The organism is Brevibacterium limosum (assembly GCF_011617705.1).
Classification (GTDB): Bacteria; Actinomycetota; Actinomycetes; order Actinomycetales; family Brevibacteriaceae; genus Brevibacterium; species Brevibacterium limosum.
The window spans coordinates 61,362-81,058 of the sequence record NZ_CP050154.1 but is presented as its reverse complement, the minus strand read 5'-3'; the positions used below and the strand labels follow the sequence as shown (position 1 = coordinate 81,058).

The 19,697-nt window shown below is 67.4% G+C and carries 16 protein-coding genes and 1 tRNA gene; 6 read left to right on the top strand and 11 right to left on the bottom strand.

The window, feature by feature from the left end:
• Position 1: 1 nt before the first annotated feature.
• Complete coding sequence (locus GUY37_RS00370) at positions 2–1,438, bottom strand: FAD-binding oxidoreductase (RefSeq protein ID WP_166820835.1); 1,437 nt, start codon at positions 1,436–1,438, stop codon at positions 2–4.
• Between the two features lie 91 nt (positions 1,439–1,529).
• Positions 1,530–2,894 (bottom strand): MFS transporter, encoded by a 1,365-nt coding sequence (locus tag GUY37_RS00365; protein WP_166820832.1) that lies wholly within the window; start codon positions 2,892–2,894, stop codon positions 1,530–1,532.
• A 386-nt stretch (positions 2,895–3,280) separates the two neighbouring features.
• Here GUY37_RS00365 and GUY37_RS00360 point away from each other — a divergent pair, with 386 nt between their 5' ends.
• Complete coding sequence (locus tag GUY37_RS00360) at positions 3,281–4,456, top strand: DUF2332 domain-containing protein (protein ID WP_166820830.1); 1,176 nt, start codon at positions 3,281–3,283, stop codon at positions 4,454–4,456.
• On the opposite strand, the gene GUY37_RS00355 is transcribed toward GUY37_RS00360, so the two are convergent.
• The gene (locus tag GUY37_RS00355) at positions 4,395–5,579 is read right to left on the bottom strand and encodes a helix-turn-helix domain-containing protein (RefSeq protein ID WP_228278269.1); all 1,185 of its coding nucleotides are present in this window, start codon (positions 5,577–5,579) and stop codon (positions 4,395–4,397) included. The genes GUY37_RS00360 and GUY37_RS00355 overlap by 62 nt on opposite strands.
• A gap of 182 nt (positions 5,580–5,761) precedes the next feature.
• Here GUY37_RS00355 and GUY37_RS00350 point away from each other — a divergent pair, with 182 nt between their 5' ends.
• The 3 genes from GUY37_RS00350 (at position 5,762) to GUY37_RS00340 (ending at position 10,193) form a co-directional block, all read left to right on the top strand.
• On the top strand, positions 5,762–7,093 hold the full coding sequence (locus GUY37_RS00350; RefSeq protein ID WP_166820827.1) for an MFS transporter: 1,332 nt from the start codon (positions 5,762–5,764) through the stop codon (positions 7,091–7,093).
• A gap of 65 nt (positions 7,094–7,158) precedes the next feature.
• Positions 7,159–8,904, top strand: coding sequence for a thiamine pyrophosphate-dependent enzyme (locus GUY37_RS00345; protein WP_166820824.1), 1,746 nt, complete (start codon positions 7,159–7,161; stop codon positions 8,902–8,904).
• Positions 8,905–8,927: 23 nt separating this feature from the next.
• Complete coding sequence (locus GUY37_RS00340; protein ID WP_166820821.1) at positions 8,928–10,193, top strand: M20 family metallo-hydrolase; 1,266 nt, start codon at positions 8,928–8,930, stop codon at positions 10,191–10,193.
• 51 nt (positions 10,194–10,244) lie between these two features.
• Here GUY37_RS00340 and GUY37_RS00335 read toward each other — a convergent pair whose 3' ends face one another.
• Positions 10,245–10,850 carry a hypothetical protein gene (locus tag GUY37_RS00335; protein WP_166820818.1) on the bottom strand — a complete coding sequence of 202 codons (606 nt, stop codon included), beginning with the start codon at positions 10,848–10,850 and terminating at the stop codon, positions 10,245–10,247.
• A 277-nt stretch (positions 10,851–11,127) separates the two neighbouring features.
• Positions 11,128–11,340, bottom strand: coding sequence for a hypothetical protein (locus GUY37_RS00330; protein WP_166820815.1), 213 nt, complete (start codon positions 11,338–11,340; stop codon positions 11,128–11,130).
• 56 nt (positions 11,341–11,396) lie between these two features.
• Here GUY37_RS00330 and GUY37_RS00325 point away from each other — a divergent pair, with 56 nt between their 5' ends.
• A complete protein-coding gene (locus tag GUY37_RS00325) occupies positions 11,397–11,738 on the top strand; it encodes a cupin domain-containing protein (RefSeq protein ID WP_166820813.1) in 342 nt (113 codons plus the stop codon).
• 64 nt (positions 11,739–11,802) lie between these two features.
• Here the strand turns inward: GUY37_RS00325 and selB are convergent, their stop codons facing one another.
• The 3 genes from selB to GUY37_RS00310 all read right to left on the bottom strand — a co-directional run bounded on the left by selB (position 11,803) and on the right by GUY37_RS00310 (position 15,277).
• Positions 11,803–13,740: a selenocysteine-specific translation elongation factor gene (gene selB / locus GUY37_RS00320; RefSeq protein WP_228278268.1), complete on the bottom strand. Its 1,938-nt coding sequence runs from the start codon at positions 13,738–13,740 to the stop codon at positions 11,803–11,805.
• A complete protein-coding gene (selA, locus tag GUY37_RS00315; RefSeq protein WP_166820809.1) occupies positions 13,733–15,121 on the bottom strand; it encodes an L-seryl-tRNA(Sec) selenium transferase in 1,389 nt (462 codons plus the stop codon). The genes selB and selA overlap by 8 nt, the downstream gene beginning before the upstream one ends.
• A gap of 61 nt (positions 15,122–15,182) precedes the next feature.
• A tRNA-Sec gene (locus GUY37_RS00310) sits at positions 15,183–15,277 on the bottom strand.
• Between the two features lie 115 nt (positions 15,278–15,392).
• Between GUY37_RS00310 and selD the strand changes: the two genes are divergently transcribed.
• Positions 15,393–16,379: a selenide, water dikinase SelD gene (gene selD / locus GUY37_RS00305; protein ID WP_166820806.1), complete on the top strand. Its 987-nt coding sequence runs from the start codon at positions 15,393–15,395 to the stop codon at positions 16,377–16,379.
• 53 nt (positions 16,380–16,432) lie between these two features.
• Here the strand turns inward: selD and GUY37_RS00300 are convergent, their stop codons facing one another.
• The 3 genes from GUY37_RS00300 to GUY37_RS00290 form a co-directional block, all read right to left on the bottom strand.
• Complete coding sequence (locus GUY37_RS00300) at positions 16,433–16,663, bottom strand: hypothetical protein (RefSeq protein ID WP_166820803.1); 231 nt, start codon at positions 16,661–16,663, stop codon at positions 16,433–16,435.
• A 198-nt stretch (positions 16,664–16,861) separates the two neighbouring features.
• Entirely contained in the window at positions 16,862–18,136 is a 1,275-nt protein-coding gene (gene nrfD, locus GUY37_RS00295; RefSeq protein ID WP_166820800.1) for an NrfD/PsrC family molybdoenzyme membrane anchor subunit, read from the bottom strand.
• The gene (locus GUY37_RS00290; RefSeq protein ID WP_166820797.1) at positions 18,133–19,266 is read right to left on the bottom strand and encodes a 4Fe-4S dicluster domain-containing protein; all 1,134 of its coding nucleotides are present in this window, start codon (positions 19,264–19,266) and stop codon (positions 18,133–18,135) included. Before GUY37_RS00290 ends, nrfD begins: the two co-directional genes overlap by 4 nt.
• Positions 19,267–19,697: the final 431 nt, after the last annotated feature.

Below are 19,697 nucleotides of genomic sequence, written 5' to 3'. Positions count from 1 at the left end.
CTCAGATCTCGGCGAGCATCTTTCCTGGGTTGAGGATGCCCTGCGGGTCGAGGGCGTTCTTCACTGCCAGCTGGATCCGTCGTGAGCCCTCGTCGAGTTCGTTCGGCAGCCAGGCACGTTTGAGGAACCCGACCCCGTGTTCGCCGGTGATCGTGCCGCCGAGGTCGAGGCCGACGCGCATGATCTCTTCGAAGACCTCTTCGGCCTTCGCCGTCTCGGCCGCATCCGCAGAGTCGAAGAACACCGAGGGGTGCATATTGCCGTCACCGGCGTGCGCGACGAGAGCGATCTCGAGTCCGGATGATGCCCGCAGCTCGGCCAGTCGGTCGCAGAATTCGGGAAGCGCGGTGCGCGGCAGGCACACATCGTCGAGCAGCTGACCGCCGCCGTGGGCGTTCGCGAACTTCTCGTAGGCCGGCTGGATCATCCGCCTCGCGGTGATGAGGGCCGCGGAATCCGTCGGGTCGTCGGAGTACGCGACGTCGAGGGCACCACAGCCCTGAGCCACCTCGGTGAAGGTCGACATCGCGGCTTCCGCTTCGGTCGGGTTGTCGTCGACCTGCATGATGAGCATGGCCCCGGCATCGCCGTCGAGGCCGAAGTCGCCATAGTCGTTGAGCATGCGCAGGCTCGCCCCGTCGAGGAACTCGAACAGACTCGGCACCCCTCCTCCGGCCATGAAGTCGGCGACGGTCTGCAGCCCGCTGCGCTCATTCGCAAACGTCGCGATCGCGGTGAACGGCTCGGGCAGGGCGGGCACCAGGCGCAGCGTCGCCTCGACGACGATGCCCAGAGTGCCTTCGGATCCGATGAAGAGGTGGCGCATGTCGAGTCCGGCCACACCCTTCGCCGTCTGCGGGCCGAGCGTGGTGATGGTCCCGTCGGCGAGAACAACCGTGAGCGACCGAACATAGTCCCTGGTCACACCGTATTTCACACAGCACAGTCCGCCTGCGTTCGTCGCGATGTTCCCACCGATCGATGACAGCGCCACCGAACCCGGATCCGGTGGGTACGACAGTCCGAACGGGGTGAGGTGGTCCTTGAGGTCCTGGTTGATGATGCCCGGCTGGACGGTGACGAGACGTTCGGCCTCGTTCACGGCTACGACATCGTTCATCTTCGACACGTTGAGCAGGATCGCCCCGGGTGAGGCGTTCGCTCCACCCGAGATTCCGGACCGTGCCCCTTGTGGGACGACGGGGATGCGATGCTCGGTGGCGAACCGCATGACCTCTTGCACATCCTCCGCCGAGGCGGCCCTGACCAGGGCGATCGCGCCTTCGCGTGGACAGAACAGGGCTTCGTCGCTGGAGTGGGCGTCGATGACGTCGGGGTCCGTCGTCAGTACGCCCGGGCTGAGCCGCGCGGCGAGATCGTCGAGAGCTGTCGGGTCGAGGGCGGGGAAGTCGGGTGCGGTGGACGTCGGGGTCGTCAATGCTGCTCCTCGGATCGGTGGCGGCGAACGCGGACGGGACACGGTGACGATCGGCCGCCTCGGCGACGGGAGACGTCAGCTCTGCCTGCCTTCACGTGTGGTTCGCGTCCAGGTTATCGGGCGCGGGAGCGGCCTTGAGGATGAGGGTGACGATTCCGGCGGCGATCATCACAGCCCCGACGACCCACATACCGGCATTCTGGGTGCCGGTGAGATCGGCGAGCCAGCCGGTGATGTACGGGGCGAAGAATCCCGACGAATTGCCCAGTGAATTGATCAGCGCCAGCCCGGCGGCCGCACCGGCCCCGGCGAGGAAGGTCTGCGGCAGCGGCCAGAAGGTGGGCAGGGCCGCGCAGATGGCCATGCAGGTGATGGTCACGGCGACCATCGTGGTGAACGGCGAGGACAGATAGAGGGCGATCGGGATCGCCACTCCGCCGACGAACAGCGGCAGGGCGACATGCCAGACTCGTTCGCCGGTGCGGTCGCCGTGGCGGGACCAGAAATACATGGCCAGCGCCCCGAAGACGTAGGGGATGGCGGTGATGAAGCCGATCTCGACGATCGAGTATTCGACGCCGAAGGTCTCCTGGAAGCCGGAGATGATCGTGGGCAGGAAGAAGCTCATGGCGTACAGGCCGTAGACCATGCCGAAGTAGACGAAGGACAGCGCCCAGACTCGCGGCTGCAGCAGGGAGCGGCGGACCGGGTAGTGGAAGGTCTCTTCCTTGGACTTCTCTTCGGCGTCCATCGTCGTCTGCAGCCAGTTGCGCTCCTCGGGGCTCAGCCACTTCGCGTCGCGCGGGTGGTCGGTGAGGTAGAAGATGCACATGATGCCCAGCACGATCGCCGGCACGCCTTCGATGATGAACATGAAGCGCCAGCCCGCGAAGTTCTCGAAGATCGCGTTGCCGCTGGAGATCAGCCACGAGGAGACCGGTGTGCCGACGACGCTGGAGAGCGGAATGGCGAGCATGAACAGGGCGGTGGCCCGGGCGCGCATCGAGGTCGGGAACCAGTAGGTGAGGTAGAGGATGATGCCGGGGAAGAAGCCGGCTTCGGCGACGCCGAGGAGGAACCGCAGGACATAGAGCCAACCGTGGTTGGGCACGAAGGCCATCGCGGCGGCGACGATGCCCCAGCTGATGAGGATCCGAGCGAGCCAGATACGAGCACCGAACTTGTGCAGCGCGAGGTTCGAGGGCACCTCGAGGATGAGGTAGCCGAAGAAGAAGATGCCTGCGGCGAACCCGAACTGGGTTGCGTTCATCGCGAGGTCTTCGTTCATTCCGCCGGGTCCGGCGATGCCGAGGTTCGTGCGGTCGAGATAGTTGATGAAGTACATCGCGATGATGAACGGGATGAGGCGGAGGAGGACCTTGCGCAGGGTCCTCTTCTCCAGGGCCGAATCGGCGGGGGTCTGTCCGCTGGTCAGCGGGCTCACCTCGGATGACATGGGATCTCCTTCAATCAGGCCGGCCACGGTGGTGGCACGGGATGCGCCGCGGTGGCGGCCGTCGGCGCAGTACGGCAACACATTACGACAGCGCGGGCGGCTGGCCCAGGGTTCGGGCGCGAAGTTCCGAATACCGGGACGCGGCGCGTGCCGAAGCGGCGGCGGGACGAGACGGCTCAGCGGTCCCGATCGCCCCTCAGCAGCGTGCCGACCCCGCGCCTGATCACTGACCAGCTGGTTCAAAGTGCAGACGCGCAGCCTTAGTGCCGTGGCGTTTGCACTCATAACCAGCTGCCGCGCCATCAGGCTTCGAGAATTAGCTTTGGGCGACTTGGTTACGATGAGTGCAGACAACCCGATTGCGAAGGGGAGCCACGGTGCAGCCGATGACTGAACTCGACGCCGAAACCCTGCGCGACTACTATCGGACATTCGCCCGCCTCGAGGCCGCCGGCACCTCCCCGATATACACTGCCTGGGCCGAGGGCGTGTCCGCCGATGACGAGATCATCGCACTCCTCCTCGAACTGCCCCGCCCCAAACGCCGAGCCAACCTCCTCTTCGCTGCAGCCCGCCACCTCGGCGCCGGTGAGGGCTCCTATGCTGAGCTGCGGTCGTGGCTGCTTGATCATTGGGCGAAGGTGCGCGAACTCATGCTCGCCCGTTCGACGCAGACGAATGAGGCCGGCCGGTGCGCGGCGCTGCTGCCGGCGCTCGCGCAGATCGACCGACCGCTAGCACTCATCGAGGTCAGTGCCTCTGCGGGGCTCTGCCTTTATCCCGACCGTTACAGCTACCGCTACACCGTCACCGAGGTGGTCGGTGCGGAAGGAACGACCGAACGTGCCGGGCACGCATCGCCCAGTTCGGAGTCCGCTTCGCCCAGTTCGGAGTCCCGGACGGAGCCCGGAGCGAAGTCCGGCCGCTTGGTCAGCCTCCACCCGCCGAAAGGCCTCAGCCCGGTCGTCCTCGAGTGCGAACTGACTAATGTCGAGGCACCTTTCCGCATCCCCGAGGTCGCGTGGCGGGCAGGCATCGATCTCAATCCGCTCGACATTACCGAACCTGACCAGCGGGAATGGCTCACCTCACTGATCTGGCCCGAGCACGATGAGCGACGCGAACGGCTCACTGCGGCGGCTGCGCTCGTCGCCGCCGCACCGCCCCGGCTCGTCTGCGGTGACCTGCTCGACACCGTCGAGTCCCTGCTCGCCGAGGTACCGGACGGCACCCAGCCGGTCGTGTTCCACAGTGCGGTGCTGGCCTATGTCGACGCCGAGGCGCGTGCCAGCTTCGCTTCGCTCATGCAATCGTGCGAAGACCTCGTGTGGATCAGCAATGAGGGAGCTGGCGTCCTCCCCGAAAACCGGGCACAACTCGAGGCGCTTGGAATCAACCCCGATGGGCGATTCATCCTCAGCGTCGACGGCCGAGCAGTCGCTCTGACCGGACCACACGGGCAGAGCCTCACCGGACTGCCGCAGCCCCGCCGCGACCAACTCACGCCCAACCGACGACGAGACGGGCCGCCTCGGCGGGGATCATCGGGTCGACACCGGTGAGTTCGGCGAAGCGGCGCAGACGGTTGGCCACCGTGTTGCGGTGGCAGAACAGCTCGGTCGCACTGGCGCCGATGCTGCCCGAGGCCAGATAGGCGCGCACCGCCTCGATGAGGCGCTCGCGCTCGACCGGACCGCAGGCGGACAGCGCCGATTCGACATCGGCGAGGATCGGGTTGCCCGCCGCGTTCAGCGACCGGGCGGCCAGGCGCGCCCATCCGCTGCGCCACGTCATCGCGGACGTCTCATCAGCGGCGATGACGTCGGCGAGGTCTCGGGCCGTCAGCGCCGAACGCCGCAGGGCCCCGATGCCCTCGGCGCGCACATACCCCACCCGGGCCTCGGCGATCCTGCGGGCAAGCGTCTCCGAGGAGTGGCCGGGAGTCTCGTGAACACTCGTGAAGGCGATGAGAACCTCGCCGAGGTGGTGCGTGAACATGGTCCCGCCCGCGCGGGCATGATCGGAGACGATCACCCGCAGGGCCCGGACATCGTCCCCGGTGGCGGCGATGACGAGCAGCGGTGAGTCCACGCCGAGGCCGAGACCGGTCGCGATCGTCGATAACCTCTCGCCGGTCGGATCGGGATCGTCGAAGAGGCTTGCGATGAGTCCCGCATGCACCGAATCCTCTTCCGCCCGCATCCGCGCCAGCTCGGCCGTGTAGGCCTGTTGGACCTGGGAGACGTACTCGTCGACGGTGGATAAGACGATGCCGGTGTGGCGGATGACGAGCTCCGCATCGTCCTGGCTCGCCACCCGGGTGAGCACCTCCCAGAGCACATTGAAGTCATGCCGGATCGCGGTCATGAGCGCCTCGAGAGGGATGCCTGCACGAGCCCGGGAGACCCCGACCTCCGTCGAGACCGCCACAGGCCCGTCGAAACCGCCTGCCCGCAGCCCCTCGATCAGGGTGGAGAAGGACAGTCGCCCGGTCCGGCGCAGCTCCGAGATCGGAATCGGGGCGGGATCGTAGCCGGAGACCGTGACCACGCGCGTCATGAACCGCTCGGTCAGCTCATCGAGGTCGAGGGCGTCGAGGAGTTCGAGCCACCGTCGTTCGTCCCCGGGCACCGGCCGGTCCCGAAGCTGTCGTGTGCCCTTAATTCCATCCTGTTCTTCCTTCACACCCTCAAGATTATGTGCATCCGCACAAACACGGTCCGCTTATCGGCGACAAATGTGCCTGGATCAGGACATGTGGCACTCTGTAAGGTCGATACCTGCCGGTCGAACACACCGGCCAGTGCACCATCCGCAATCGGATGCGGCCGATCGGGCCGCTATCCCAGTACTCGACGGAGAGAACCATGAGCGAGCAGAACATCACGGCGTCCGCCGAGCTCAATGCCACGACGGAACTGAGCATCAAGGACGCGAACAAGGTCGCCGCCGGGGCGCTGATCGGCACCGCCCTCGAGTGGTACGACTTCTTCCTCTTCTCGGCAGCGGCCGCCCTGGTCTTCAACGTCCAGTACTTCACCAGCGAGAACGCCACGGCCGCCGCGATGGCCTCGTTCGCCACCTTCGGCGTCGGTCTGGCCGCTCGCCCCATCGGCGGTCTGATCTTCGGCCGCATGGGCGACAAGATCGGGCGCCGGAAGGTCCTGCTCATCACGATCATCGGCATCGGCGTCGTCACCGGCCTCATCGGCCTCCTGCCGACCTATGCGGCGATCGGCTTCGCCGCCCCTGCCCTGCTCGTGCTCCTGCGCATCCTCCAGGGACTCTTCGTCGGCGGCGAATGGTCGGGCGCGATGACCCTCGTCGTCGAGAACGCCCCGCTCCACCTGCGCGCCCGTTACGCGGCGATCCCGCAGATCGGCTCCCCGATCGGCACGATCCTCTCCTCCGGCGGCTTCTTCGTCATGACCCTGGTGTTCTCCCAGGACAGCTTCAACTCATTCGGTTGGAGGATCCCGTTCCTCATCGCCCTGCCGCTGCTCGTCGTCGCCATCTACCTGCGTGCCCGCCTCGAGGAGTCCCCGGTCTTCCGTCAGCTCGAAGAGTCCGGTGAGGTCGAGAAGAGCCCCATCCGCACGACCTTCCGTGACTCGTGGAAGCAGATCATCATCGGCATGGCCGCGGCCCTGCTCGGCGTCGGCGGCTTCTACCTCGTCACCGCGTTCTGCGTCTGGTACGGGGTCAACATCCTCGGCTACGACGATTCGCTCCTCCTGCTCGGCAGCATGGTCGCGGCCGCCGTCGAGATCCTCGCCCTCCTCTGGGGCGGTGCCCTGGGCACGAAGTACGGAGCCTCGAAGGTCATCCTCTGGGGTGGAGTCGCCTCGGCGGCCGTCGCGGTGCCTGCGTTCTTCATGTTCGAGTCCGGCAATCCGGTCCTCGTCGTCATCGCCATGACCCTGGCCGTGTCCACCCTGTCCCTGCCCTACGCGGCCTCGGGCACCGTGCTCACCGGTCTGTTCCCCGCCACCACCCGCTACACGGGTGTGGGGATGGCGCAGAACGCCGCGGGCATGATCTCCGGATTCATCCCGCTGCTGGCCACGAGCTTCGTCGCCTCCGCCGGTGACCACTGGTGGCCGGCCGCGGCGATGCTCGCCTTCCTCTCCCTGTTCACCGCCTTCGCCGGATATGTCGCTCCCCGCATGAGCGTCGCCCTGCCCGGCTTCAAACACTGAGAACCAGCACAGCACCGATCCGGAAGCCCCGGACCCTCACCGCTCGATCGTCGAAAGGACACCCCATGTCGCGTTCCGCCGGCCACCTCATCGTCGACACCCTGGAGAGCGCGGGAATCGAACGCGTCTACGCGGTCCCCGGCGAGTCCTACCTCGACGTGCTCGACGGGCTCTATGACTCGTCCATCGACACCGTGGTGTGCCGTCAGGAGGGCGGTGCGGGGTTCATGGCTCTGGCCGAATCGCGCCTGACCGGTCGTCCGGGAATCGCCATGGTCACCCGCGGGCCCGGTGCGGCGAACGCGATGATCTCCGTCCACACGGCCTGGCAGGATGCGACCGCGCTCGTCCTCTTCGTCGGCCTCGTCCCGCTCACCGACAGGTCGCGGGAATCGTTCCAGGAGTTCAGCCTGCCCGAATGGTTCTCCTCGACGGCGAAGCGCGTGCTCACCATCGATGACGAGCACCGTGCCGGAGAGCTCACCGCCGATGCCCTGCGCATCGCCGCGTCCGGTCGGCCCGGCCCCGTCGTCGTCGGCCTGCCAGAGGACGTCCTCGTCCGTCTCACCGAATCCCCCACCCCGACCCTCACCGAGGCGGCCCCGCCGATCCCGGCGAACACCGAGCTCGAGTCGCTGACCTCCCGCATCGCGGCAGCCGAACGTCCCGCGTTCGTCCTCGGCGGTGACGGTTGGCAGTCGGGCTGCGGTGCCGATCTCGCTCGGTTCGCCGCCTCGGCGAGGGTGCCGGTCTTCTGCGATTGGCGCGCCTACGATGCGCTGCCGCATTCCTCGCCGGCATGGGCCGGGTGGCTCGGCTATGGTCGCGCCGATGCGGTGGCGGCCGGGTTCGCCGAGGCGGACCTGCTCGTCTTCGTCGGCTGTACCCGTTCCGATGTGGCCAGCGACGGTTACACGATCGGCTTCGACGCCGAGACGGTGCTCGTATCCCTGGACGCCGAAGCCACACAGCATGCCGGCCGGATCGATCAGCAGATCTTCGCGTCACCACGGTCCTTCACCGAGACTCTGACCAGTCTCGATGCCGCCGCTGCGCGCGGTGCGCGAACCGATGACTGGAGGGACGAGCGCGTGGCAGCACAGGCCCGGTTCGCCGCTTACAGGCCCGACGCCGAGGCGGCACCCGCCGATTCGCAAGCCACCGCCGGAGACCGGCCCGGGGTCGATCTGGGGGTGGCGATCGGGATCCTCGACGACCGCCTCGGCGGGGAAGCGATCCTGACCTACGGGGCGGGCAATGCCACCATCTGGGGGCACCGCTTCATCCGGCACGAACGGCCTGCGACCCTCGTCGGGGCCCGCAACGGAGCCATGGGGCTCGCCGTTCCCGCAGCTGTCGCCGCGTCCTTGGCGTGCCCGGACCGGCGAGCCGTCGCGATCTGCGGCGACGGGGACTTCCTCATGAACGGACAGGAGATCGCCACGGCCTTCGCCCACGGAGCGAAGCCGCTCATCATCGTCATCGACAACGGTGTGTACGGCACGATCGTGTCCCACCAGGAGAACCACTATCCGGGCCGGCCCTCGGGCACGCGGATGGTCAACCCTGACTTCGCGGCCTGGATGACGGCGTTCGATCTGAGCAGCTCCGGGGTCTCCTCGGTGGGTGACGATTCCGGGAACGGGGCAGGGCCTTCTGTGTCCGGTCTGACCGGGCACGGGGAACGCGTCGAGACGACCGAGGAGTTCGGGCCGGCGCTCGACCGCGCCTTGGCATCGGATTCTCCCGCGCTCATCCACGTGCTCATCGACCCGGCGACCAAGCCCCCAGCCGCCGACGAAACCGCCTGACCCCGTTGTCGAAAGGACCCATCATGACCGTTTCACCCACTCTGATCAGTGCCGATCGCGAAGCCGAGTTCCTCGCCGATTGGGCCGTGCATTCGCGTTTCGGTGCGGTCGAGGGCACGAATGGGGTCGACCGACAGGCGGCGAGTGCTGCCGATGGTCAGCAGCGGAAATGGTTCGAGGATCTGCTCGTGCAGCACGGTTTCAGCGTCCACCGGGATGCGATCGGCAATCAGTTCGGGCTTCTCGAGCTCGTGCCGGGCGCCCCGTACGTGCTCACGGGTTCGCATATGGATTCGCAGCCCACGGCCGGGCGCTTCGACGGTGCCTATGGGGTGATGGCCTCGGCGCATGCGTGCTTCGCTGTCGCCGATGAGCTGCGGGCGGATCCCTCGCGCGCGAGGTTCAATCTGGCCGTCGTCAATTGGTTCAACGAGGAGGGCTCCCGGTTCAAGCCCTCGATGATGGGCAGCAACGTCTTCACCGGCAAGGCCGAGCTCGAGGCGGCCCTGACCACGCAGGATGCTGCCGGCGTCACCGTCGCCGAGGCGCTCGATGCGATCGGCGAGCGCGGTGACTTCACCGCCCCCGAGATCGCCTCCTATGCGGAGATCCACGTCCAGCAGGGTCGCAGCATGGAAGAGGACGGAGTGACGATCGGCCTGGTCAACGCCACGTGGGCGGCACACAAGTACGAGTTCAAGGTCACCGGTGCGCAGGCTCACAGCGGGTCGACGCTCATGTCGGATCGGCAGGATGCCCTGCTCGGGGCCGCCCGTCTCGTCGTGGCTGCGCGTGAACTCGTCGACGATTTCGAGCCCGGCGCGCTGCACACCGCGTGCGGTCAGCTCACCGTGTATCCGAATTCCCCGGTCGTCGTCGCCAGTGAGGTCAGCCTGCTGCTCGACCTGCGCTCCCCCAACGCCGAGGTGATCGCCGCCGCCCATGAGAAGCTGATGTCCACGATCGCCCAGGTCAGCGCCGATGATCACGTGGATATCGAGATCGTCGCCGAACACAGCTGGGATCAGAATCCGTACTCCGAGGACGGGGTCGAGCTGGCACGGTCGGCCGCGGACGACCTGGGACTCACCTCGGCGCGGGTGATGACCGTGGCCGGGCACGATTCGACGAACATGAAGGACGAGGTGCCCACCGTCATGCTCTTCATCCCCAGCGTCGACGGGATCTCCCACAGCCTCGCCGAATTCACGAAGGACGAGGATCTCGTCTCGGGACTCCATCACCTCACCGAGGTGGTTCGCCGGCTCGCCGCCGGGGCCCTGGCCTGATCTCTTCGGAAGGGCTGAGTCCGGGCCAACCCAATTGACTGCGCCGCTGGATCAGTCGATGTCGTCGACGTCCTGGTTGTCGTCGACGAGCTTCTCAGCCAGCGGCTCCCACTTCGCATATTCGTCGGGGAAGGCAGAGCGCTGCACCTCCTGTGCGGCGTCACCGGGGTCGATGCTCTCCCAGTTGTCGATCTGGGTCAGGCCCGGGTTCGCGCTTCCGGAGTCGACTCCGTAGAAAGCCTTCGATGCGTACACGGTGTCGGTGACTTCATCGACCGATCCCCACTTCATCGACGGACGCTGCTGGAACGCACCGGCGGAATCGCGGTCCCCGCCGTCGAGGTCGTTGAGGCTCGATTCCTGCAGTGCGGTCATCACAGCGATCGTCTGCGCCTGCTTCGACAGATCCGCGCCCTTGCCGACGCCGATGATGGTGCGCGCATTGTCGATCTGCTCCTCGCTCAACTCGTCCGGGTCGTCGATCCCTCCGGTCGATCCGGCTTCGGAGCCGTCACCGGCCGGTGCTTCTGCGTTCTCCTGGCTGACGCCTCCGGAGATCGGGCCGGCCGAGGCCGAGGTGGCCGTTGCCAGGGAGACTCCCCCGGCGAGGACGGCGGCGGACAGTGCAGTCACCGCAAGAGTGCGCGCACGTTTCATCTGTTCTCACTTTCTCTCGATCGGGTCCTCGACCCGGTCGGCGACTCCTGGTGCGCGGCATACGTGTTGTGTTCTGCGGTATTCGGTCTGTGGTCGGCACAGGAACACCAGAGCAGAAGGTGCCGTGGAATCGCCCCACACCACACTGACGGACCGAGCGGCCCCGTTCAATGCAGAGAGACTCCGAGGAGGCTCATTCTCGTCGCAACGAATCGTCACGGTTCCGTGTGCATGCGATCAGAGTTCGCTGAACGCCTCGCGGTCACCAGCGGCGCTCTCACCTGCCCGTGACCGGGGTCTCGATCGGCTCGTCGGGCTGCTTGCAGGCGCGTGCCACGGAAAACTCAGGGCCGGAGAGGATCACACCGTTCAGGCGGTAGGGGACGAAGCTGTCGTCCTGGTCGTACGGGTACGAGACTTCGTGGGCGACCGAACCGAGGGAGCCGTTCTCCTCGAGGGCGTGGCTGACCGCCTCCGCGATGGACGACATCCTCCCAGCAGCCCTCGGGTATCGTGGATCACACTCCGACGACCCTGAGGACTGACATGGCTGACCTGAATGAACTGACCGAAACCCACTTGGCGCTTGCACGCGAAAATGAGAACGGACGCAGCGCCGAACTCGTCGCCCACGACGGCGAACTGCGCCAATCAGTGATCGCTCTGGCAGATGGCGTTCGACTTCCCGCTCACAATTCGCCCCCTGCGGCCAGCATCCAGGTGCTGACCGGCAGCATTCGGGTCGAACTCGGCGAGGAGATGCAGGGGGAGTTCGGGGCCGGCGAACTGTGGATCCTCACCCATGAGCGCCACTCGGTGCTGGCACTGGAAGAATGCGCATTCCTGCTCACCACGGTGACCAGCGTGGACAAACCGTCCTATTCCTGAGCGCTGCGAAGATCTCCTCACCATAGGATTCCGAAACCCCGCCGCCTCACCAGTGCTGACTCCCCTAACGCACGACCTCGCGATGCGTACCGTCGAGGCGACGAGTCCATCCGCGCGCGTCGAGGTGTTCGAGGAGGGGGATGACGGTCCGCCTGGTCGTCCCCAACGCCTGCCTGGCCTGGCTGGTCGTGAACGGCTGTTCGAGACCGGCGAGGATCCGCATCGCCTGCGCGGGCGTGCGCGGTGAGACGACGATCCCGTCGCCGAGGCGCAGGATCCGCCCCGCTTTCTCGGCGACCGCGAGCTCCCGCCCTCCGAGGCCGAGTTCGCGCAGGTCATCGGCCTCAGGGGCGGCGAACGGGTCGGTTGAGAGTCGACGTTCGATCTCGGCGAGCCCGGCTTCGGCGGCTCCGAGGTCCGCGGAGTGACCGGGCGGGCGAGCCATTCCGTCGACGGTTTCGAGTCCCGCTCGGGAGATGATAGCGCCGAGCAGTGTGCGAGTCGCGCCGCCGGAGTCTTCGGGCAGGGGCCGCGTCGGCCGCCCTTTCGCCTTCGGCGAGGCACCGCGACTGGTCTCGGCGCTTCGTCTGCGACCTGCGCCAGGGGTCCGGCGCAATGCCTCGGCAATGGCCTTGACGGGTACTCCCGCAACCATCGGTGCAGCGGCGAGTTCACGACTGACCAGGGATTTCGCCGCCTCGACCCAGGCGGTCAGCGTCGGCGAGTGGACGAGCCACCCACCCACCTCCTCGACCTCTCCAGGCAGGTCCTCGTCGACGGGAAACTGAAGTCCGAACCGGGTGAGGACGGCGCGTTCGACGGCTCCGCGGCGGGCCACCTCGGCGAGGATATCGCCCTCGATGGGACGGTCGGCCAGCTCTTGAGCTCGCCGGGCACCGTCGCCTCGTCGGGACAGTTCGGGCGGGTCGACGTCGAGCACGAGGAGGCCTGCGAAGACGTTGCGGCTTCCTGGGGCGCGGAGCACAATCCGGTCGCCGACCTGGAGGGGAAGCGGTCGGTCGAGGGTGAGACGGGCGTGGTCGGCATCGAAGGCCCGCAATCGAGCGGGGACGGCGGCGGTGCCGATATGGGCCATGAGTTCGTGGATGCCGGAGTCGAGGGCCTCGCCCATGGTGCGGCGAACGTCGATCGTGTCGACGATCGGCCAGGTGTCGGCGGTGAGCAGGGCGTCGCCGCGGTGGAGGTCATCGGCGGGAACGTCGCGGAGGTTCACGGCCACGCGGGCCTGCGGGACCACCTCGGTGGTGGTGGAATTCCGGGACTGCAGACCGCGCACGCCCACGGCCCGGTCGATGGTCTCTCCGCGCAGTTCGACGGTATCGCCGGTGGTCAGGGTGCCTGCGGTGAGTGTTCCGGTGACGACGGTGCCGGCGCCTCTGATCGTGAACGCTCGGTCGACCCACAACCGCACACGCGCCGAGGCGGACGGGGGCTCGGCTGTGGCCGTGACCTCGTCGAGGACGCTGATGAGTTCGGGCAGACCCTCCCCGGTCGTGGCCGAGACCGTGACGATCGGGGCCGCTTCGAGTGTTGTTTTACGCAGCTGGGCGCTGGCCTGCGCCTTCGTGGTCTCAAGGGAGTCAGGGGCGAGGTCGGCGCGGGTGATGACGACGAGGCCGTGGGTGATGCCGAGCGCGTTGATCGCGTCGCGGTGGTCACTCGATTGGGCCTGCCAGCCCTTGTCGGCGGCGATGACGAAGCAGGCGATGGGGGCGGGGCCGAGCCCGGCGAGCATGTTCGCGAGGAACTTCTCGTGTCCGGGGACGTCGACGAACGCGAGCTCCCGGCCCGAGGGCAGAGTCGTCCAGGCGAAGCCGAGGTCGATCGTCAGACCGCGCTTCTTCTCCTCGGCCCAGCGGTCGGGTTCCATTCCGGTCAGGGCACCCACCAGCGTCGACTTCCCGTGGTCGACGTGCCCGGCGGTAGCGATGACGAAGGTGCCGGCGGTTGCCTCTTCGGCGGCGTGGGGCATCTCAGCCATTGTCACCGAGGTGGCGAGGTCCCAGCACCCCGCCGATGGCGGCGGCGACGCACTGGTCGTCGCTTTCGGGTACGCAGCGCAGGTCGATGAGGCATCGCCCCTGATGGACGCGAGCGACGATCGCGGGATCGCCGGCACGCAGTGCGTGGGCGCAGTCTTCGGGCAGTTCGACGGCCCAGCCGTGCAGGGGGACTCCGGGGGCTCCCCCGCCGCCGACTCGACCGTCGTGTTCGACGACTGTGGCACCGACTGCCTCGGCGAGGGTCTCGGTGCGTTCGCGCAGACGGTCCGGGTCGATGTGGAGGGCATCGTGGATCGGGTTCGCGGCGTCCGTGATCGTCGCCTCGAGCGCGGCGAGGGTGAGTTTGTCGGTCCGCAGCGCCCGGGCCAGGGGGTGTTTCGCCAGTGTCTGCACCGCTTCGGTGCGGCCGAGGATGAGCCCGGCCTGCGGTCCGCCCAGCAGTTTGTCGCCGGAGACGATGACGAGGTCGGCGCCGGCGCGCAGAGCCGAGTCGATATCGGGTTCATCGGGCAGGGCCGGGTCGGGAGTGAAGAGTCCGGAACCGAGGTCGACGATGAGCGGCAGTCCGTGGTGATCGGCGAGTCCGCGCAGGTCGGCCACGTCGACGGCGGAGGTGAACCCCTCGACGCGGAAGTTGCTGGTGTGCACCTTGAGCAGACTCGATGTGTTCGGGCCGATCGCCTCGGCGTAGTCGGCCAGGTGGGTGCGGTTCGTCGTGCCGACCTCGCGCAGCCGTGCACCGGTCGTGGTCATGAGGTCGGTGAGGCGGAACCCGGCACCGATCTCGATGAGTTCGCCGCGGCTGATGACGATCTCGCCGGGCTCGGAATCAGCGCGGGAATTCCGCGCAGAATCGCCACTCGCCGAGGCGGTGCCCACCGGGGAGCTGCCGCGCAGTGCCGTGACGGCCAGCAGCAGGGCCGCGGCTCCGTTGTTGACGACGAGGGCGTCCTCGGCGGCAGGACACGCCCGCAACAGGGCGGCCTTCGCCCCGGCCCCTCGCTTGCTGCGTTTGCCGGTGCCGAGGTCCATTTCGACGTCGACGTAGCCGGCCGCCTCGGTGATGGCCCGTGTCGCCGCAGTAGAGAGCGGTGCGCGGCCGAGATTCGTGTGGACGAGGATTCCGGTGGCGTTGAGCACCGGGGTCAGGGAGGAGGCCGAACGGGAACCGAGCCTGGAAATGATGGTGGGGGCCACCTCGGCGACGGGGATCTCACCGGTTCGGGCCGCGGTCTGCACCTCGGAGATGATCGCCTTGATCGTCCCCTGCTTGAGGTGCTCACCGGCGGCGACGACCTCAGGGAGGGCGAGGAGATGATCCGTGCGCGGAATGGACCGACGCGGGTCGGACTCGACCATCTGCCCTCCTTGGGTGTGCCGACGCGGGTGCGCCACCTCGTCGAGGTGACCACGAAAAGGTTGGCGGAGGCGGACGGGAATCGAACCCGCCAGACCGAGATACTCGGTCTCACTGGTTTTGAAGACCAGGGCGCCCACCAGGACACGGACGCCTCCACCGGTCATCCTATCGCGGCCGTCAGCGGCTGTGTTCGCCCGCCTCGCCGCGGTCGGTGGGGCCCACACGCGGCGTCTGGTGACGGGTCGTCGCCACCAGTGTTAGTCTCACGGTATGACTGCGACTGTGGACCGTCTGACCTCGTTCGCCCACGGCGGAGGATGCGCCTGCAAGATCCCGCCGGGTGAGCTCGAGGACGCTGTCCGTGGGCTCACGGGACAGTCTTCCCCCGATGTCCTCGTCGGCCTCGACGATGGTGACGACGCCTCGGCGGTGCGGGTTCGTGAGGATCTCGCGGTGCTGTCGACCGCGGACTTCTTCACTCCCGTCGTCGACGATGCCTACGACTGGGGACGGATCGCTGCCGCGAATGCGCTCTCCGACATCTACGCGATGGGTGGGACACCGGTCACGGCGATCAACCTCGTCGGATGGCCGCGCGAGAAGCTGCCGATGGAGCTGCTCACCGAGGTCCTGCGCGGCGGGCTCGACGTTGCCGCGCAGGCGAGCTGCCCCGTGGCCGGCGGACATTCGATCGATGATCCCGAACCGAAGTACGGGATGGCCGTGACCGGCATCGCCCACCCGGATGAGATCTTGCGCAATGACGCCGCCGAGACGGGGCTGCCCCTGACCTTGACCAAGCCGATCGGCGTGGGCATCCTCAACAATCGGCACAAGGCTACGGGTGATCGTTTCGATGAGGCCATCGCGACGATGACCGCGCTCAACGACGAGGCGTCACGGGCCGCTGTTGCCGCTGGTGTTCGGGCGGCGACCGACGTCACCGGTTTCGGTCTGCTCGGCCACCTCTTCAAGATGGCTCGTGCCTCGGGGGTCGGTGCCGTCATCGACGCGGCCGCGGTGCCGCGCCTCGACGGTGTCGATGAGTCGGTCGCCGCCGGTTATGTCTCAGGCGGAACGCGGCGCAACCTCGACTGGGTGCGACCGCATCTCACCGCTGATGATTCGGTGAGCGAGGATGACCTGCTGCTTCTGGCCGATGCGCAGACCTCGGGCGGACTGCTCGTCGTCGGCGAGCTGCCCGGTCACCCTGTCATCGGCGAGATCGTCGCCGGCTCGGGTGTGCACGTGCGGTGAGTTTCGCCAGGGGCACTTCACACTCGGATGCGGGTGCCACCAGTCCGCGGCTGCTATTTCCTTTGGCTGGGCGGGGTCACGTCCTCGTCGCGGAACTGGCGGAAGCTGGACATGAAGAACCAGAAGAAGACGCCAGTGAATAGGCCACCCAGCAGTGTCTGCCACCAGTTGAAAGACTCGTTGCCCCAGCCGAGCAGATTCATGCCGAAGTAGACCAGCGGGAAGAGCAGCGCCACGAGCACACCACTTCTCAGGCTTTCGCGGTCCTTGAGCAGCTTCTTCATAGGTTTCTCACGTTACCCGACGAGACTCTTTCCGCAAGCCTCGTTGCCGAACCGACGGGCATCACACGCCGTCAGCTCCGAATCGCACCGCTGCACCGAGTGGTTTCGGCGAGGCTTCGGAGCTCACGGTGAGAGATGCCGAGCGAACTGTAGGCGCCGACACCAACAGTAGCCAGAGCCACTATCGGTGAGGGACGCTTACCGTCCGGTGGTGATCGAGTCGTCGGTGATGCCGGCCGCGCGACGCTCTTCGAGGCGAGCGCGCTGGGGTTCGACGACCTGCCTGGGATCCTTCGTCGATTCGATGCCTGCCTCGAGTACACCGAAACGCGTGTACGCCGAGGCGGCCGCAAGAGCCGCACCGGAGACGACGGACAGTCCGCGCAGCACAGCGCGGGTCTTCCAGCTGCGTTTGCCGCGGCCAGCTGAACCAACAGCGCGGCTCACGGCATCCGCAATCGCACCAGTCGCGCCACCAGCTGCACCGCCACCGCGCGCCAGCTTCTTCGCGAACACCCTGGCGCCCACCTCGGCGACGGCGGTGCCGATGGCTCCGGCGATGAGCAGCTTCTCGGCCCGATGGAGCTTGTGACCGGGTTCGCCCTCTTCCATGGGATCGACCTCGGCGGGATGCATCCCCTTCTTCATCCGGTCCATCGCCACCACTTCACTCGCGGCACCGGTCAGCGCGAGCAGACGAGCGGGCCCCGCCTCGCGAACCGGCGCCAGCCCCATGGCGGCACCACCGGCGGCCAGCGCGGCAGACGACGCGAACACGTACGTCAGTCCATTGCGACCGGCCGCGTTCCAGGTGGGAACCGCGGTATCGCCGAGCAGCACCCCGGTGTACGCAGCCAGAGGAGTGGCGAAGAGAGCGGACTCGATGGCGGCAGGCGTCTCGAAGGCGTGGAGCAGACGTCGCAGCGGGCCGAAGGGCAGCAGCTTGTCACCGGTCAGCCGATCGACCTCGATGGCAGCGAGCACTCCCGAGCCGACGCCGAAGCCCGAGAGTATCCAGGTGCCCAAGCTCATCGGCGAGGACACCTTGAACACACGCATCATGTTGATGAAGCGCTCCGGCCGCCCGAGGTCGGCCACGAGGGCCGCGCCGCCCACACCGGTCGCGGTGAGCGCCGTGAGCCTCGTGGCGATGCGCAGACCGGGGCGATCGGTGAACTGTGCACCCAGGCCCAGCAGGGAGGAGCCTCCGGCCAGGCCTCCGAGGAACAGGTAGAGGGCGATCTCGTCGCCCCACGGCGGAGCCTTGACGATGGGTCTGCCGTAGTAGGACGTGAATTCGACGTCCTCGACCATCGGCATCTCACGATTGCCCTCGGCCCCCCGGTTCTTCCAACCCTGACCGCCGGGCCCACCGCGGCGTCCGCCGGGACCGCCGCGGCCGCCTCGGCGACGTTTCTTCCGTCCGCCTTCCGGCTCGGGTGGTCGGTAGGAATCGAATTCGGATGTGCTCAACGCCTGCTCCCCAGGAACGCGAGACCGGCCGCCGCCGCCATGCCGAGCGCCGCCAGGCCGGCCTTCGCATACATGCCGGGCAGGTCCTTCGTCACCACCCTGGGATCCGGCGGCAGCCCGTAGACCTCGGGCTCGTCGAGGAGGAGGAAGACGGACCCGGTGCCGCCGACGCCGTCGTTCGGGTTCGCTCCGTAGAGGCGGGCCTCGGTCAGCCCCTTCTCGTGCAGTGCGGCCACGCGTTCATGTGCCTGGGCGACCATGTCGTCCCGGTCGCCGAACTTGATCGACTGAGTCGGGCAGGTCTGCGCACAGGCCGGTTCCTGGCCCTCGACGAGGCGGTCGTAGCAGAGCGTGCACTTGTTCGCGGTGCCCTTGTCCGGCACGTCCATATCCGCGGCCTTGCGATCTTCCCGGTCGGTGGGAGTGTTGATCGTGCCGTCGTCGCGGCGTTCGATGACACCGAAGGGGCAGCCGGCCACGCAGGTGCCGCAGCCGTTGCAGACATCGTTCTGCACGACGACGGTGTCGAATTCGGTGCGGAACAGGGCGCCGGTCGGGCAGACGTCGAGACAGCCTGCATGTGTGCAGTGTTTGCACACGTCCGAGGACATCAGCCAGCGGAAGTCGGCGGTGTCCGGCGGGGTCGTATCGACGCCGGTGAAGTCTGCAGGGTCAGTCGGCTCCAGGGCACCGGGAGCCAACAGGTCGACACCGAGCTCCGGTGTCGTCGGCAGTCCTGCGCTGGTCCGCCCCTCCGCAGCAGCACCGAGGGCGCCGTCGAGAGGCTGGGCCCCCGATGACTCATCCGTGCGGGGTCGGATCGTCGGCATCCCGAGGTTGACGAGCTTGCGTCCGGATTCGCGGGCCTTCTCGATCCGGTCGGAATCCTGTTCGACGAAAGCGACGTGACGCCACGTGTTCGCGCCCAGGCCGCCGGTGTTGTCATAGGAGGAGCCGAGGAGTTCGAAGGTTCCGTCCTGCGGATTGTGGTTCCATTCCTTGCACGCGACCTCGCAGGCCTTGCAGCCGATGCAGATCGAGGTGTCGGTGAAGAACCCCTTGCGGCTGTGCGAGGAATCGTGCCAATGCCCGTCGGCGAGCGTGCCCTCATCGATCGTCGGTGTCGACATCAGTCGTTGTCCTCCTCATCGTCGTTGCGCGCTTCGGACTCGGCAGAGCCGGTGTCGGACTCGGTCGAGTCGACACCGTCCGCAGCCTCGGATCCGAGCGAGACCTCTCGCGCCTTCATTGCGCGGGCTTCGGCCGCTTCCGCCTCGGCGTCGGTGATCGCCGTGCCGTCGTCGCGCCGTCCGCGGGCGGGGTCGCCGTCGCTGGGGTCGCCGTCGTCGGCGCGGTTGGCCACTGCTGTTTCGACGGGCTCGAGGCCGATCCGTCCGGTGCGGTCATCGGCACTGTCGACTGTCGCCGAGGTGTCCGTGTCCTGATCCGATCCCTTCGCCGAGGCGGTCGTGCCGTTCTCGTCGGAGCCTGCCCCCGGTCCCCCGGCCAGAGTCCTGCCCGGGGTGACTCCGACGGCCGAATCGCCGCCGCGGTGAGCGTG